This is a genomic window from Enterobacter sp. Li2LvB3, from assembly GCF_056156645.1.
In genome coordinates, this window is the sequence record NZ_JBSICG010000030.1 from 23,411 (window position 1) to 38,968 (window position 15,558).

Consider the following 15,558-nt stretch of genomic DNA (forward strand, 5'->3'; position numbering starts at 1 on the left):
GTTTTTCGCAAGCGTGAACGAGCGAGTTTACAAAATAGTTTTACCTTATAACCCATCCTGCCCGCGCTGGCGTTAGGAACTTTGCGTAATAGCTCGCATTTTGGCGCGCGCTTCGGCAGTTCCACTGCCCCTGAGAGGGTGAAAATGGTACACTTCGGCCCCTCTGGATTGTTGTTGATGGATACTTGCTAACCACATGTTTAGAATCAGAAAAGGACTTGATCTCCCGATCGCTGGCGTGCCAGAACAGCACGTATCACAAGCCCCTGGTATTCGCCATGTCGCCATTTTGGGGGCAGATTACGTCGGAATGCGCCCCTCGATGCTGGTGCAGGAAGGGGAACGGGTCATCAAAGGACAGGCGCTCTTCGAAGATAAAAAAAATCCGGGCGTGAAGTTCACTGCACCTGCCAGTGGCACCGTTGTGGCAATCAACCGTGGCGAACGCCGCGTATTGCAGTCGGTTGTTATCCGTATTGAAGGTAACGAACAGCGCGAGTTTGCACGTTTTGACGTCGCCGATTTCGCCACCCTGAAGCGCGAAGTTGTGCAGACGCAACTGCTTGAATCCGGCCTGTGGACTGCATTTCGCACGCGGCCGTTCAGCAAATCCCCGGTGCCCGGCTCTGTACCGGCCGCCATCTTCGTTACGGCTATCGACACCAACCCGCTCAGCGCAGACCCGCAGCCTCTTATCTTTGCACAGCGTAAAGCGTTTGATGCCGGGCTCACCCTGCTGACACGGCTGACGGCCGGGAAAGTCCACGTCTGCCAGGGCAGTGGCGGCAAGCTTGGTGGCCATCCGCAAGGTCAGGTTACCTTTAATGAATTTGCTGGCCCGCATCCGGCAGGCCTTGCCGGAACGCACATTCATTTTCTTGAACCCGTCAGCCTGACGAAGCAGGTCTGGCATCTTAATTATCAGGATGTGATTGCTATCGGTAAGCTCTTTACTGAGGGCGAATTGTGTTCTGAACGCGTGATCGCCATCGGTGGGCCGCAGGCTGTGAACCCGCGTCTGGTGCGCACGCTGCTGGGGGCGGATATCTCTGAACTGATGTCGGGTGAAACAAAAGAGGGTGAAAACCGTCTGATCTCCGGTTCGGTGCTCAGCGGCAGGCAGGCTGCTGGTGCGCAGGCATATCTGGGGCGTTTTCACTTACAGGTCAGCATTGTGCAGGAAGGGCGCGAGAAAGAACTGTTTGGCTGGGTGCTACCCGGTGCGGATAAATTCTCTGTTACCCGCACCACGCTTGGACACTTCCTGCGCCACAAGCTTTTTAACTTCTCAACCAGCACTCACGGCGGTGAGCGCGCAATGGTGCCAATTGGCAACTACGAGCGTGTGATGCCGCTCGATATCCTGCCAACCCTGTTGCTACGCGATCTGCTGGCCGGTGACAGCGATGGCGCGCAGGCGCTCGGCTGCCTGGAGCTGGATGAAGAAGACCTGGCGCTTTGCACCTATGTTTGCCCAGGGAAATACGAATACGGACCCGTATTGCGCGAGGTGTTAACCCGCATTGAGCAGGAAGGATAACTGATGGGCTTAAAACACCTCTTCGAAAAAATGGAGCCGCACTTCTTACAGGGCGGCAAACTGGAAAAGTACTACCCGCTGTTTGAAGCAACCGCGACCGTTTTCTACACGCCAGGGCTAGTCACGAAAGGCGCCACGCACGTTCGTGATGCCATTGATCTTAAAAGGATGATGATCCTGGTCTGGCTCGCCGTTTTTCCAGCCATGTTCTGGGGCATGTACAACGTCGGCCTGCAAACCATCCCGGCGCTGCATCATCTGTATGATGCGCCGCAGCTGGCACAGGTAATTCAGTCAGACTGGCATTATCGTCTTGCTCAACTGCTTGGCGTGAGCTTTGCCGCTGATGCCAGCTGGATAAGCATGATGACGCTGGGGGCGGTTTTCTTCCTGCCGATTTACCTCACGGTCTTTATCGTTGGCGGGTTCTGGGAAGTCCTGTTCGCCATTATTCGCAAACATGAAATCAACGAAGGTTTCTTTGTCACCTCTATTCTGTTTGCCCTGATTGTGCCGCCAACCTTACCTCTGTGGCAGGCTGCGCTTGGCATCAGCTTCGGGGTGGTGATTGCAAAAGAGATCTTCGGCGGAACCGGGCGCAACTTCCTCAACCCGGCACTGGCAGGGCGTGCATTCCTGTTTTTTGCCTATCCGGCTCAAATCTCTGGCGACCTGGTCTGGACGGCAGCGGATGGCTTTTCCGGTGCCACGCCGCTTTCGCAGTGGGCGGCTCACGGCGGTGAAACGCTGGTGAATAACGCGACGGGGCAACCCGTCACCTGGTTTGATGCCTTTATTGGCAATCTCCCGGGGTCGATTGGTGAAGTCTCTACGCTGATGATTTTGCTTGGCGGGGCCATCATTCTGTTCGGCCGTGTGGCCTCCTGGCGCATTGTGGCGGGTGTGATGCTGGGCATGGTGCTTACTGCCACGCTGTTCAATGTTATCGGCTCTGCTACCAACCCCATGTTCTCTATGCCCTGGTACTGGCATCTGGTTCTGGGGGGATTTGCTTTTGGCATGATGTTTATGGCAACTGACCCTGTTTCGGCCTCATTTACCGACAAAGGGAAATGGTGCTACGGCGCGCTTATCGGCGTGATGTGTGTATTGATTCGCGTGGTCAACCCGGCTTATCCGGAAGGGATGATGTTGGCCATTTTGTTTGCCAACTTGTTTGCGCCGCTATTCGATTATCTGGTGGTACGCGCCAACATTAAGCGGAGGAAAGCGCGTGGCTGATATCAAAAATAACGACAGCACCGGCAAAACGCTGTTGGTGGTGCTGGTGCTCTGCCTGGTATGTTCCATCGTGGTGGCGGGATCTGCCGTGGGTTTAAAACCTCTTCAGCAGGAGCAGCGCGCACTGGACAAACAGCGCAACATTCTGGCGGTTGCCGGGCTTATGCAGGACGGGATGAGCGCGGATGATGTGGCAAAAATCTTTGCCGAACGCATTTCGTCCCGGCTGGTGGATCTCAAAACAGGTGAGCTGCTGGACCGCGACCCAGCGAAATATAATCAGGCTCAGGCACTGAAAGATCCACAGATGAGCATTGTGCTGGAAGCATCTCAAGATCCGGCCGGCATTAAGCGACGCAGCAATCTTGCGGAGATCTATCTGGTACGCGACGAGAAAAAACGCGTGCAGGAGATGGTGCTGCCGATCTACGGCAACGGCCTGTGGTCAATGATGTATGCCTTTGTTGCGTTAGATACAGACGGTCGCACGGTGAAAGGCATTACCTACTATGACCAGGGCGAAACGCCGGGGCTCGGCGGTGAAATCGAGAACCCTAACTGGCGGGCGCAGTTTATCGGTAAAAAAGTGCTCGACGATGACGGATTACCCGCGCTGAAAGTGATGAAAGGCGCGGCGCGTCCAGGTGATGAGTTCGCTGTGGACGGGCTTTCCGGGGCTACACTCACGTCCAAAGGCGTGCAGCACAGTTTTGACTTCTGGATGGGGGAGCTGGGTTTTGGCCCCTTCCTGAAAAATGTACGTGAAGGAGCGCTGAACAATGGCTGATGCGGGTGAATTGAAAGAAGTTAAAAAGGTACTCGTTGGCCCGCTTTTAGCCAATAACCCGATTACGTTGCAGGTGCTTGGCGTCTGTTCTGCACTGGCGGTGACTACCAAGCTGGAAACTGCGCTGGTGATGACCGTCGCGGTGACGCTGGTTACTGCATTTTCCAGCATGTTTATCTCCATGATCCGCCACCACATTCCGAACAGCGTGAGGATCATCGTGCAGATGGCGATTATCGCGTCACTGGTGATCGTCGTCGATCAGCTGTTGCGCGCTTTTGCCTATGAAACCTCAAAACAGCTCTCGGTATTTGTTGGTCTGATCATCACCAACTGTATTGTGATGGGGCGCGCGGAAGCCTACGCCATGAAGATGCCGCCGCTGGCGAGCTTTATGGACGGTATCGGCAACGGCCTGGGTTATGGGGTCATTCTCCTGACGGTGGGTTTCCTGCGTGAGTTAATCGGCAGCGGTAAGCTGTTCGGTATCACGGTGCTGGACACGGTGCAACATGGCGGCTGGTATCTGCCTAACGGGCTGTTCCTGCTGGCCCCAAGCGCATTTTTCATTATCGGTTTGCTGATCTGGCTGATTCGTACCCTGAAACCAGAGCAGCAGGAAAAGGAGTAACCGACAATGTCTCATTACCTGAGTTTGTTTGTGCGCGCGGTGTTTGTTGAAAATATGGCGCTCGCGTTTTTCCTGGGCATGTGCACCTTCCTCGCAGTGTCCAAAAAGGTATCAACGGCATTTGGTCTGGGCGTGGCGGTCACCGTGGTGCTCGGATTATCTGTACCGATTAATAATCTGGTGTACAACTTTGTCCTGCGTGATGGCGCGCTGGTTGAGGGAGTCGATCTGAGCTTCCTAAGCTTCATCACCTTTATCGGTGTGATTGCGGCGCTGGTACAAATACTTGAGATGATCCTCGATAAATATTTCCCGTCGCTTTATAACGCGCTGGGGATCTTCCTGCCGCTGATCGCGGTGAACTGCGCCATCTTCGGCGGCGTGTCGTTTATGGTCCAGCGTGATTACAACTTCAGTGAATCCATCGTTTACGGCTTTGGCTCCGGTATTGGCTGGATGCTGGCGATTGTCACTATGGCGGGGATCCGGGAAAAAATGAAATATGCCAACGCGCCCGCAGGGTTGCGAGGCTTAGGGATCACCTTTATCACCACCGGGCTAATGGCGCTGGGCTTTATGTCCTTCTCCGGCGTGCAGCTCTGAGGGCTTAGATATGGAAATTATTCTTGGCGTGGCGATGTTCACGCTCATTGTACTGGTACTGTCTGGGCTGATACTGGCTGCGCGTTCTAAGCTTGTGAACGCCGGGGACGTCATTATTGATATTAATGGCGAGCCGCAGAACCAGATCCGCACTCCGGCGGGCGACAAACTGCTTAACACGCTTTCGGGTAACGGGATATTTGTCTCCTCGGCCTGTGGCGGCGGGGGTTCCTGTGGGCAATGTCGTGTGACGGTGAAAGAGGGCGGTGGCGACATTTTGCCAACTGAACTGGCGCACATCACGAAACGTGAGGCGAAAGACGGTTGCCGCCTGGCCTGTCAGGTTGCGGTGCGCCAGAACATGAAAATTGAGCTGCCGGAAGAGATCTTCGGCATCAAAAAATGGGAGTGCGAGGTTATCTCTAACGATAACAAAGCCACTTTTATTAAAGAGCTGAAACTGCGCGTGCCTGATGGGGAAGATGTGCCCTTCCGCGCAGGCGGGTATATCCAGATTGAGTGCCCGGAGCACACCGTTGCTTACGCCGATTTTGACGTGCCGGACGAATACCGCGCCGACTGGGATAAATTTAATCTCTTCCGCTTTGCGTCAGAGGTCAATGAGCCAACGTTACGTGCCTACTCTATGGCTAACTACCCGGAAGAGAAGGGCATCATTATGCTTAACGTGCGTATCGCCACGCCACCACCGGCTGTGCCGGATGCACCACCGGGCGTGATGTCGTCTTATATCTGGTCACTGAAAGCAGGTGATAAAGTCACGATCTCGGGTCCGTTTGGCGAATTCTTCGCTAAAGAGACGGATGCTGAAATGGTGTTTATCGGCGGCGGAGCAGGGATGGCACCGATGCGTTCGCATATTTTCGACCAGCTTAAACGGCTCGGCAGTCAACGAAAAATAAGCTTCTGGTACGGGGCCCGCTCGCTGCGCGAAATGTTCTATGACGATGAATTCGAACAACTGGTGCGTGAAAATCCTAACTTTACCTTCCATGTGGCGCTGTCTGACCCGCAGCCGGAAGATAACTGGACAGGTTATACGGGCTTCATCCACAACGTTCTCTATGAGCACTACCTGAAGCAGCACGCAGCACCGGAAGATTGTGAATTCTACATGTGTGGTCCGCCAATGATGAATGCGGCCGTCATTAAGATGCTCAAAGATCTGGGTGTGGAAGATGAGAACATCATGCTGGATGACTTTGGAGGCTGATGATGTTGACGTTTCTGGCAACCTTTTTGGTCTTTGTGCTGGTGGTATTCGGCATGTCGTTAGGCTGGATCATCAGGCGTAAAAGCATACAGGGCAGTTGCGGCGGTATCTCTTCTCTGGGGATGGAAAAAGTCTGCGATTGCCCGGAGCCGTGCGACGCGCGGAAAAAAAGAATGGCCCGCGAACAGCAACGCATTATTTAAGGTTTTGTAGGCCGGGTATGGCGCAGCCGCTACCCGGCGTTTTCCACATCCACTTCTCAATCCTCATAAATTTACTGTATACTTATCCAGTGATAAGTGAGGGCTTACTATGCGCAAAATAATCCATGTGGATATGGACTGTTTTTTTGCCGCAGTGGAGATGCGTGACAACCCGGCGCTGCGGGATATCCCTATCGCCATTGGCGGTAGCCGCGTCCAGCGTGGAGTGATCAGCACTGCCAATTACCCAGCGCGCAAATTTGGCGTGCGCAGCGCCATGCCGACGGCGATGGCGCTGAAACTCTGCCCGCACCTCACCCTTCTGCCGGGCCGGTTTGAAGCCTACAAAGAAGCCTCCGTTCATATCCGGGACATTTTCTCCCGTTACACGTCGCTGATTGAACCGCTTTCGCTTGATGAGGCCTATCTGGATGTCACTGACAGCGTCCATTGCCACGGCTCTGCCACGCTGATGGCACAGGAGATCCGCCAGACTATTGCCCGTGAGCTGAACCTAACAGCATCGGCAGGCGTTGCGCCGGTGAAGTTCCTTGCAAAAATCGCTTCAGATTTGAATAAACCGAATGGCCAGTACGTCATCACCCCGGATGACGTTCCGGCTTTTTTAAAAACGTTACCGCTTGGAAAAATACCCGGTGTCGGGAAAGTCTCAGCCGCGAAGCTTGAAAGTATGGGGCTGCGTACCTGCGAAGATGTGCAGCGCAGCGATCTCGTGATGCTGCTCAAGCGTTTCGGGAAGTTTGGCCGTGTTCTGTGGGAGCGCAGCCAGGGCATTGACGAGCGGAGCGTGAATAACGAGCGGCTGCGTAAATCCGTTGGCGTAGAGCGTACGCTGATTGAAGATATTCATGACTGGGCTGAATGCGAGGCCATTATTACCGGGCAACTTTACCCGGAGCTGGAACGACGCCTTGCCAGGGTGAAACCAGACCTTCTGATTGCCCGCCAGGGGATCAAACTCAAGTTCAATGATTTTCAGCAAACCACCCAGGAGCACGTCTGGCCGCGCCTGAATAAAGACGATCTTATCGCGACGGCAAAAAAGGCCTGGGAAGAACGACGGGGTGGAAGAGGGGTTCGGCTGGTGGGATTACACGTCACGCTTCTGGATCCGCAGCTTGAGCGACAGCTGGTATTGGGATTGTAAAAAAGCCCGGTGGCGCTACCGCTTACCGGGCCTGTGTTTTTCACCCTCTCCCTGCGGGAGAGGGCTGGGGTGAGGGTTTTACTTCGCAGGAATCGCTTTCAGCAGTTCAGTCAGCAGGGTCCAGTAGTGGCCCACGCTTTCGATATGAACCTGCTCATCCGGGGAGTGTGGCCCGGTGATGGTTGGCCCGATGGACACCATATCCATATCCGGATACGGTTTTTTGAACAGACCACATTCCAGACCCGCGTGGATCACCTGAATGTTCGGAGTGCTGTTGAACAGACGCTGGTATGTTTCACGCACCAGAGCCATTACCGGTGAGCTTGCATCCGGCTGCCAGCCTGGGTAGCTACCTTTAGCGGACGTTGACGCGCCAGCCAGTTTGCCCAGAGATTCCAGCATACTGACAACGTACTCTTTACCGCTGTCGATAAGTGAACGGATCAGGCAGATGATTTCTGCGCTGTCGTCGCTCATGGTCACGACGCCAACGTTCAGAGACGTTTCCACAACGCCTTTTGCGACGTCAGAGTTGCGAATAACACCGTTTGGCGAGGCATTTAGCAACTGGATAAAGTTGTCGCGAGACTGTGCAGTCAGAGCGGCTTTATCTGTCGATACCGATTCCAGAACCACAGTCAGGTTTTTTTCTTTTGCAGACAGTTCGTTTTTCAGGATATCCAGATAAACGCTGGAGAGTTTTTTCAGCTCGTCTGCTTTTGCCGCTGGCACTGCAACAGTGGTAAATGCTTCACGCGGGATTGCGTTACGCAGCGTACCGCCGTTGAAATCAACCAGACGCAGGTCCAGTTCAGCCGCGTGGCCTGCCAGGAAGCGCGCCAGCAGTTTGTTGGCGTTACCCAGGCCTAAGTGAATATCGCCACCAGAGTGACCCCCTTTCAGGCCTTTCAGCGTCAGCTTGAAGGTCTGGAAACCAGCAGGGATCGCTTCACGGGACAGTGGCAGCGTAGTGATGAAATCGATCCCGCCTGCGCAACCCATGTAGATCTCGCCTTCTTCTTCTGAGTCGGTGTTGATCAGGATATCCGCTTGCAGCCAGTTTGCTTGCAGGCCGAAAGCCCCGTCCATACCGGCTTCTTCGGTCATGGTCAGCAGTACTTCCAGTGGGCCGTGCTCAACGCTGTCGTCTGCCAGTACAGCCAGGGCTGATGCCATGCCAATACCGTTATCCGCGCCAAGCGTGGTGCCGCGCGCTTTTACCCAGTCGCCGTCGATATAAGGCTGAATAGGATCTTTAGTGAAATCGTGAACGGTATCGTTGTTTTTCTGTGGAACCATGTCCAGGTGCGCTTGCAGTACAACCGGTTTACGGTTTTCCATGCCTGCGGTTGCGGCTTTGCGGATCAGAATGTTGCCAACCTGGTCGCGCTCAGTGTGCAGACCTTTTTCCTTCGCCCAGCCAATAATATGTTCGGCAAGCTGTTCTTCATGATAGGACGGGTGCGGAATGGAACAGATTTTGGCAAAAATATCCCACAGCGGCTGTGGAGATAATTGAGACAGTTCAGACACGATAAGTCTCCTTGTCGATGCTCTGCAAACATTGATGCAGGTCACAGGGTTAGCAGGTTAATAGTTACCACAAGTCAGGCTTGCGAGATGCAACTGAGAATACCACTTTCTCTGGTTGCTGGTAGCATAAAGCATGTAAAAACTCGGGCTCAGGGCGCTAAACACTGGTTTTTAGCGCGTCAGATCTCTATAATCTCGCGCAACCTATTTCCCCCTTGAACACTTTTTAAGCCGTATACAAACAGGCTGGGACACTTCACATGAGCGAAAAATACGTCGTCACCTGGGACATGTTGCAGATTCACGCACGCAAACTGGCTGCGCGTCTGATGCCTTCCGAGCAGTGGAAAGGCATTATTGCCGTTAGCCGTGGTGGTCTGGTACCGGGCGCATTGCTGGCACGTGAGCTGGGTATTCGTCATGTCGATACCGTATGTATCTCCAGCTATGATCACGACAACCAGCGCGAACTGACTGTGCTGAAACGCGCCGAAGGCGACGGTGAAGGCTTCATCGTTATTGACGATCTGGTCGATACCGGCGGTACTGCGGTTGCGATCCGCGAAATGTACCCTAAAGCACACTTCGTCACTATCTTCGCGAAACCTGCTGGCCGTCCGCTGGTTGACGATTACGTGATTGACATCCCTCAGGATACCTGGATTGAGCAACCGTGGGATATGGGCGTGGTCTTCGTTCCACCTATCTCTGGTCGTTAATACCTGCGCGAAATTATTTTAACGCCCGGTGATACCGGGCGTTGTTTTTTTTAGCTTGTGGCGAGTTACAATAGTCTCTATACGATGTATTCACGGAGGCAATGCAATGACGCAGGCAAATCTTAGCGAAACGCTATTCAAACCCCGCTTTAAACACCCTGAAACGTCGACGCTGGTGCGCCGTTTTAACCAGGGGACTATGCCGTCAGTACAGTCTGCGTTAGACGGCAAAAATGTGCCTCACTGGTATCGCATGATTAACCGCCTGATGTGGATCTGGCGCGGAATCGATCCCCGTGAAATCCTCGACGTGCAGGCGCGTATCGTGATGAGTGACGCCGAACGTACTGACAGCGAACTCTATGATACCGTGGTCGGTTATCGTGGCGGAAACTGGATTTACGAATGGGCCAAACAGGCGATGCTCTGGCAACAGAAGGCCAGCCAGGAAGAGGATGCCACTCTGAGCGGCCAGCACTGGCTCCATGCTGCTAATCTCTACAGCATTGCTGCTTATCCTCATCTGAAAGGCGACGAACTGGCCGAACAAGCGCAGGCGCTGGCAAACCGTGCTTATGAAGAAGCGGCCCAGCGTTTACCAGGCCGGATGCGTGAACTGGAGTTCACTATCCCGGGAGGCGCCTCCGTGACCGGATTCCTGCATATGCCTGATGGCGAAGGTCCGTTCCCGGTCATATTAATGTGCGGTGGTCTGGATTCTCTTCAGACTGACAACTACAGCCTTTTTGAGCGCTACTTTGCACCAAAAGGGATCGCGATGTTAACGCTCGATATGCCGTCTATTGGCTTTTCCTCTAAATGGAAACTGACCCAGGATTCGAGCCTGTTGCACCAGCACGCGTTAAAAGCGCTGGAAAATATCCCGTGGGTAGACCACACCAGAGTAGCCGCTTTTGGTTTCCGCTTTGGCGCGAACGTCGCGGTGCGTCTGGCTTATCTTGAATCTTCTCGTCTTAAAGCTGTTGCCTGTCTTGGCCCGGTGGTTCATGCGCTTTTAAGTGAGCCTGCTCGCCAGGGAAGCGTACCGGAAATGTATCTGGACGTACTGGCAAGCCGACTTGGTATGCATGATGCATCTGATGATGCACTGCGTGTTGAACTGAATCGTTACTCATTAAAAATGCAGGGCTTGTTGGGACGGCGTTGTCCGACGCCGATGCTGTCCGGTTACTGGAAAAACGATCCCTTCAGCCCGGAAGAAGAGTCGCGCTTAATCACTTCGTCATCTGCGGATGGCAAGCTGCTTGAGGTACCGTTCAGCCCGGTGTATCAGAATTTTGACAAAGCGCTAAATGAGATTACGCGCTGGATCACGCAGAGATTGTGTTAAGAGATTGCTAAATTTTGATGGTTTGGTAAAACAGTGGCTTCACAAAAGGAGATCGCAATGACGTTACCGAGTGGACACCCGAAAAGTAGACTGATTAAGAAGTTCATGGCTCTTGGCCCGTATATTCGAGAAGAGCAGTGTGAAGAGAATCGCTTTTTTTTCGATTGCCTGGCTGTATGCGTCAATGTGAAGCCTGCACCCGAAAAACGTGAGTTCTGGGGCTGGTGGATGGAAATGGAAGCCGAGGAAAAACGTTTCACTTACAGCTATCAGTTTGGTCTGTTTAATAAAGACGGTAACTGGCAAGCTGCGCCAATCAAAGATCAGGAAGTGATCGATCGCCTCGAGTACACCCTGAAAGAGTACCTCGGTAAAGCAAGAGCGTTGTTGGCGACGCTGGATCTGAAGCTTGAACCCGCGGATGACTTTTCCAGTGAAGCGGTAAAATTGACAGCGTAACCGTTTTTCTCCCTCTTCCTGCGGGGTGAGGTGAGGGCAATAAAAAACCGGCTATAAGCCGGTTTTTTTATATCTACATTATTAGAACTGGTAAGTCATACCCAGTGCAACGATGTCGTCGTTGCTCAGACCCAGTTTGTTATTGTCATCGAGTTGGTTGATTTTATAATCAACAAACGCTGACATATTTTTGTTGAAATAATAGGTCGCGCCCAAATCGATATATTTCACGAGATCTTCGTCGCCGATACCTTCGATATCTTTGCCTTTAGACTGTACATAGCCCAGGGACGGACGCAGACCAAAATCAAACTGGTATTGCGCAACCACTTCGAAGTTCTGCGCTTTATTCGCAAAACCACCGGAAATTGGGGTCATGTTGCGGGTTTCGGAATACATGGTTGCCAGGTAAATATTGTTCGCGTCATATTTCAGACCGGTAGCCCAGGCTTCCGCTTTGTCACCCTGGCCACGAGCCAGCAGGTTCTGGTCATTGGTACGGTCAGAGTTGGTGTACGCGCCGCTGATGGCGAAGTCGCTGCCACCGAAGTCATACGTCACAGAAGTACCGAAACCGTCGCCGTTCTGCTTTTTGGCGTCACGGTTTTCGTTTTTGCCCTGGTATTGCAGGGTCACATCCAGGCCATCAACCGCACCGAAGAAGTCGGTGTTGCGGTAGGTTGCCAGGCCGCTGGAACGCTTGGTCATGAAGTTATCAGTCTGAGCAGAAGAGTCGCCACCGAATTCAGGGAACATATCGGTCCAGGCTTCAACGTCGTACAGTGCGCCAAGGTTACGACCGTAGTCGAAGGAACCGAAGTTTTTCAGTTTCAGACCAGCAAATGCCAGACGGGTTTTCTGTGAAGAATCGCTCTCTGCTTTGTTACCCGAAAACTCAGCTTCCCAACGACCGTAACCGGTCAGCTGATCGTTAATCTGAGTTTCACCTTTGAAGCCGAAACGTACGTAAGTCTGGTCACCATCTTTAGAGGCATCATCACTGATATAGTGCATGGCTTTGACTTTGCCGTACACGTCCAGTTTATTGCCATCTTTATTATAAACTTCGGCTGCGTGTACAGATGCGGAAGCCACAACGCCCATTACCACTAATGCCAGAATACTCTTTTTCATTTTCAATCCTGAGTTTTATAAACGCGCTAAAATTCGCTGAGCAATGAACGCCTGTTCTTGCCCCGTGAAAAACAGAAAGGGTTTTAACGTTCTGGAATTAAAGTTTTATGACAATTTGAGAATTAATTTAAAAAATTGTGATTTATTATTTCAGTAATAAAAATGTCAAAATCTGCCGCTACGCTTGCTGATCCCGCGCAACAAAGTGTTCCGCATTGTGCGAAGGCAGTTGGCAACGGGGCTGAGTCCTGCTACAACGTTCGTTTGACATCATTTTCCCTTATCGTTGAACGGCAGAGAATCATGAGTGACAGCCAGACGCTGGTGGTAAAACTCGGTACCAGTGTTTTAACAGGCGGATCGCGCCGCCTAAATCGCGCCCACATTGTTGAGCTTGTACGTCAGTGCGCTCAGTTACATGCCGCAGGGCATCGAATTGTGATTGTGACCTCCGGGGCAATTGCTGCCGGGCGTGAACACCTGGGCTACCCCGAACTCCCCGCGACGATAGCATCCAAGCAGTTGCTGGCCGCCGTGGGGCAAAGCCGACTCATTCAACTCTGGGAACAACTGTTCTCTATTTATGGTATTCACGTCGGCCAGATGTTGCTGACGCGTGCGGATATGGAAGACAGAGAACGCTTCCTGAACGCCCGCGATACGCTGCGCGCGTTGCTCGACAACAATATCGTTCCCGTCATTAACGAAAACGACGCCGTCGCGACCGCTGAAATCAAAGTGGGCGATAACGACAACCTTTCTGCGCTGGCCGCCATTCTGGCCGGGGCGGATAAATTGCTGCTGCTGACCGATCAGCAAGGGCTGTTTACCGCCGACCCGCGTAACAATCCAGACGCTGAGCTGATAACCGATGTTCACGGTATTGATGATGCACTGCGTGCCATTGCCGGGGATAGCGTGTCTGGTCTTGGTACCGGAGGTATGGGAACCAAACTGCAAGCGGCGGACGTCGCATGTCGTGCGGGCATCGACACCGTTATCGCGGCCGGCAGCCGTCCTGGCGTGATTGGCGATGTGATGGAAGGCCTCTCCGTAGGGACGCGCTTCCACGCGCAGGAATCGCCACTGGAAAACCGCAAGCGCTGGATTTTTGGCGCGCCTCCGGCAGGTGAAATTACCGTGGATGAAGGGGCGACCTCCGCAATTCTGGAAAGAGGGAGTTCATTACTTCCAAAAGGAATTAAAAGCGTGACAGGTAACTTCTCCCGTGGTGAAGTGATTCGTATCCGCAACCTTGCAGGTCGCGACATCGCGCACGGTGTCAGTCGCTATAACAGCGATGCGTTGCGCCGTATCGCCGGGCACCATTCCCAGCAGATCGATGCGATCCTGGGCTATGAATATGGCCCGGTTGCCGTGCATCGCGATGACATGATTATTCGTTAAGGAGCCTGAACATGCTGGAACAAATGGGCGCAGCCGCCAAAGCCGCCTCTTACAAACTGGCGCTCCTTTCCAGCCGCGAGAAAAACCGCGTGCTGGAAAAAATCGCTGATTATCTGGAATCGCAGTCTGCTGACATTCTGCGTGCCAACGAACAAGATTTAGCTGAAGCCCGTGAAAACGGCCTGAGCGACGCTATGCTTGACCGCCTGGCGCTGACGCCAGCACGCCTGAAAGGCATCGCTGACGATGTGCGTCAGGTGTGCAACCTGGCTGACCCGGTAGGGCAGGTGATTGATGGCGGGCTGCTCGACAGCGGTTTACGCCTTGAGCGTCGCCGCGTGCCGCTCGGCGTTATCGGTGTTATCTATGAAGCGCGTCCGAACGTGACCGTTGATGTGGCCTCTCTGTGCCTGAAAACCGGCAACGCGGCCATCCTGCGTGGCGGAAAAGAGACCTGGCGCACCAACGCCGCAACGGTAAAAGTCATCCAGCAGGCGCTGGAAGAGTGCGGTTTACCCGCAGGCGCTGTTCAGGCCATCGAAAGCCCGGATCGCGCACTGGTGAATGAAATGCTGCGTATGGACAAATACATCGACATGCTAATCCCTCGCGGTGGCGCGGGCCTGCACAAGCTGTGCCGTGAGCAGTCGACGATCCCGGTTATCACCGGCGGTATCGGTGTGTGTCATATCGTAGTGGATGACAGCGCCGAAATTGAACCGGCGCTGAAAATCATCGTCAATGCGAAAACGCAGCGTCCAAGTACCTGCAACACGGTCGAAACGCTGCTGGTTCATCAGGGGATCGCGGATACCTTCCTGCCTGCACTGAGCAAGCAGATGGCGGAAAGTGGCGTAACGCTGCACGCCGAAGCTAACGCTCTGGCGTTGCTGAAAGAGGGCCCCGCGACGGTGGTTCCGGTTAAAGCAGAGCAGTATGACGATGAGTTCCTGTCGCTGGATCTGAACGTGAAGGTGGTGGCCGATCTTGATGACGCCATTGCGCACATCCGTGAACACGGTACGCAGCACTCTGACGCGATCCTGACCCGCACGCTGCGCAACGCTGACCGCTTTGTGAATGAAGTGGATTCATCTGCGGTATACGTGAATGCTTCAACCCGTTTCACCGATGGCGGCCAGTTCGGCCTGGGGGCAGAAGTTGCCGTCAGTACCCAGAAGCTGCACGCGCGCGGCCCGATGGGGCTCGAAGCGCTGACCACCTACAAGTGGATCGGTTTCGGTGATGATACGATTCGTGCGTAAATAAGCATGGGTGGTGCAAAAATAGCCGTTTGATTCGCAAGGCCATTGACGCACCACCCTGTTAGATCTACTCTTTTGCCCCGTGGTTACGCTCGTAACCGGCCTCTCAGGGCCGATATAGCTCAGTTGGTAGAGCAGCGCATTCGTAATGCGAAGGTCGTAGGTTCGACTCCTATTATCGGCACCATTTCAAACTCTTCCCAAGTCTACCGAAATCAACTAAAAGCCCGTATACTGCGGTTCATGGCCCGTATCTTATCTCCTGTTATCAACTGGACT

General features: G+C 53.5%; 15 protein-coding genes and 1 tRNA gene. 14 read left to right on the plus strand and 2 right to left on the minus strand.

The annotated features are described in order from the left end of the window. Window positions 1-196 precede the first annotated feature (196 nt). From ACS603_RS20475 to dinB, 8 genes are all read left to right on the plus strand, one after another. Window positions 197-1,540 (plus strand): Na(+)-translocating NADH-quinone reductase subunit A, encoded by a 1,344-nt coding sequence (locus ACS603_RS20475; RefSeq protein ID WP_182059716.1) that lies wholly within the window; start codon window positions 197-199, stop codon window positions 1,538-1,540. Between the two features lie 3 nt (window positions 1,541-1,543). Continuing rightward, the gene (locus tag ACS603_RS20480; protein ID WP_315687956.1) at window positions 1,544-2,782 is read left to right on the plus strand and encodes an NADH:ubiquinone reductase (Na(+)-transporting) subunit B; all 1,239 of its coding nucleotides are present in this window, start codon (window positions 1,544-1,546) and stop codon (window positions 2,780-2,782) included. Further along, window positions 2,775-3,569: a Na(+)-translocating NADH-quinone reductase subunit C gene (locus ACS603_RS20485; RefSeq protein ID WP_315687957.1), complete on the plus strand. Its 795-nt coding sequence runs from the start codon at window positions 2,775-2,777 to the stop codon at window positions 3,567-3,569. The genes ACS603_RS20480 and ACS603_RS20485 overlap by 8 nt, the downstream gene beginning before the upstream one ends. After that, window positions 3,562-4,200 carry an NADH:ubiquinone reductase (Na(+)-transporting) subunit D gene (locus tag ACS603_RS20490; RefSeq protein WP_182059722.1) on the plus strand — a complete coding sequence of 213 codons (639 nt, stop codon included), beginning with the start codon at window positions 3,562-3,564 and terminating at the stop codon, window positions 4,198-4,200. Before ACS603_RS20485 ends, ACS603_RS20490 begins: the two co-directional genes overlap by 8 nt. Before the next feature lie 6 nt (window positions 4,201-4,206). After that, window positions 4,207-4,803 (plus strand): NADH:ubiquinone reductase (Na(+)-transporting) subunit E, encoded by a 597-nt coding sequence (gene nqrE, locus ACS603_RS20495; RefSeq protein WP_474944794.1) that lies wholly within the window; start codon window positions 4,207-4,209, stop codon window positions 4,801-4,803. Window positions 4,804-4,813: 10 nt separating this feature from the next. Further along, complete coding sequence (nqrF, locus tag ACS603_RS20500; protein WP_474944795.1) at window positions 4,814-6,037, plus strand: NADH:ubiquinone reductase (Na(+)-transporting) subunit F; 1,224 nt, start codon at window positions 4,814-4,816, stop codon at window positions 6,035-6,037. After that, window positions 6,037-6,240 (plus strand): (Na+)-NQR maturation NqrM, encoded by a 204-nt coding sequence (gene nqrM, locus ACS603_RS20505; protein WP_474944796.1) that lies wholly within the window; start codon window positions 6,037-6,039, stop codon window positions 6,238-6,240. The genes nqrF and nqrM overlap by 1 nt, the downstream gene beginning before the upstream one ends. Before the next feature lie 109 nt (window positions 6,241-6,349). Then, window positions 6,350-7,408, plus strand: coding sequence for a DNA polymerase IV (gene dinB, locus ACS603_RS20510; protein ID WP_182059736.1), 1,059 nt, complete (start codon window positions 6,350-6,352; stop codon window positions 7,406-7,408). A 78-nt stretch (window positions 7,409-7,486) separates the two neighbouring features. Here dinB and pepD read toward each other — a convergent pair whose 3' ends face one another. Next, a complete protein-coding gene (gene pepD / locus ACS603_RS20515) occupies window positions 7,487-8,944 on the minus strand; it encodes a cytosol nonspecific dipeptidase (protein WP_182059738.1) in 1,458 nt (485 codons plus the stop codon). Between the two features lie 260 nt (window positions 8,945-9,204). Here pepD and gpt point away from each other — a divergent pair, with 260 nt between their 5' ends. The 3 genes from gpt to crl all read left to right on the plus strand — a co-directional run bounded on the left by gpt (window position 9,205) and on the right by crl (window position 11,473). Continuing rightward, the gene (gene gpt / locus ACS603_RS20520) at window positions 9,205-9,663 is read left to right on the plus strand and encodes a xanthine phosphoribosyltransferase (RefSeq protein ID WP_010427903.1); all 459 of its coding nucleotides are present in this window, start codon (window positions 9,205-9,207) and stop codon (window positions 9,661-9,663) included. A gap of 106 nt (window positions 9,664-9,769) precedes the next feature. Next, window positions 9,770-11,014: an esterase FrsA gene (gene frsA, locus ACS603_RS20525; protein ID WP_474944797.1), complete on the plus strand. Its 1,245-nt coding sequence runs from the start codon at window positions 9,770-9,772 to the stop codon at window positions 11,012-11,014. A gap of 57 nt (window positions 11,015-11,071) precedes the next feature. Then, the gene (crl, locus tag ACS603_RS20530; protein ID WP_182059741.1) at window positions 11,072-11,473 is read left to right on the plus strand and encodes a sigma factor-binding protein Crl; all 402 of its coding nucleotides are present in this window, start codon (window positions 11,072-11,074) and stop codon (window positions 11,471-11,473) included. A gap of 81 nt (window positions 11,474-11,554) precedes the next feature. On the opposite strand, the gene phoE is transcribed toward crl, so the two are convergent. Then, the gene (phoE, locus tag ACS603_RS20535) at window positions 11,555-12,607 is read right to left on the minus strand and encodes a phosphoporin PhoE (RefSeq protein ID WP_182059742.1); all 1,053 of its coding nucleotides are present in this window, start codon (window positions 12,605-12,607) and stop codon (window positions 11,555-11,557) included. A 303-nt stretch (window positions 12,608-12,910) separates the two neighbouring features. On the opposite strand from phoE, the gene proB reads away from it, so the two are divergent. The 3 genes from proB (at window position 12,911) to ACS603_RS20550 (ending at window position 15,466) form a co-directional block, all read left to right on the plus strand. After that, the gene (proB, locus tag ACS603_RS20540; protein ID WP_182059743.1) at window positions 12,911-14,014 is read left to right on the plus strand and encodes a glutamate 5-kinase; all 1,104 of its coding nucleotides are present in this window, start codon (window positions 12,911-12,913) and stop codon (window positions 14,012-14,014) included. Between the two features lie 11 nt (window positions 14,015-14,025). Beyond that, window positions 14,026-15,279 carry a glutamate-5-semialdehyde dehydrogenase gene (gene proA, locus ACS603_RS20545; protein ID WP_474944798.1) on the plus strand — a complete coding sequence of 418 codons (1,254 nt, stop codon included), beginning with the start codon at window positions 14,026-14,028 and terminating at the stop codon, window positions 15,277-15,279. 111 nt (window positions 15,280-15,390) lie between these two features. Then, window positions 15,391-15,466 (plus strand) — tRNA-Thr (locus ACS603_RS20550). Window positions 15,467-15,558 lie beyond the last annotated feature (92 nt).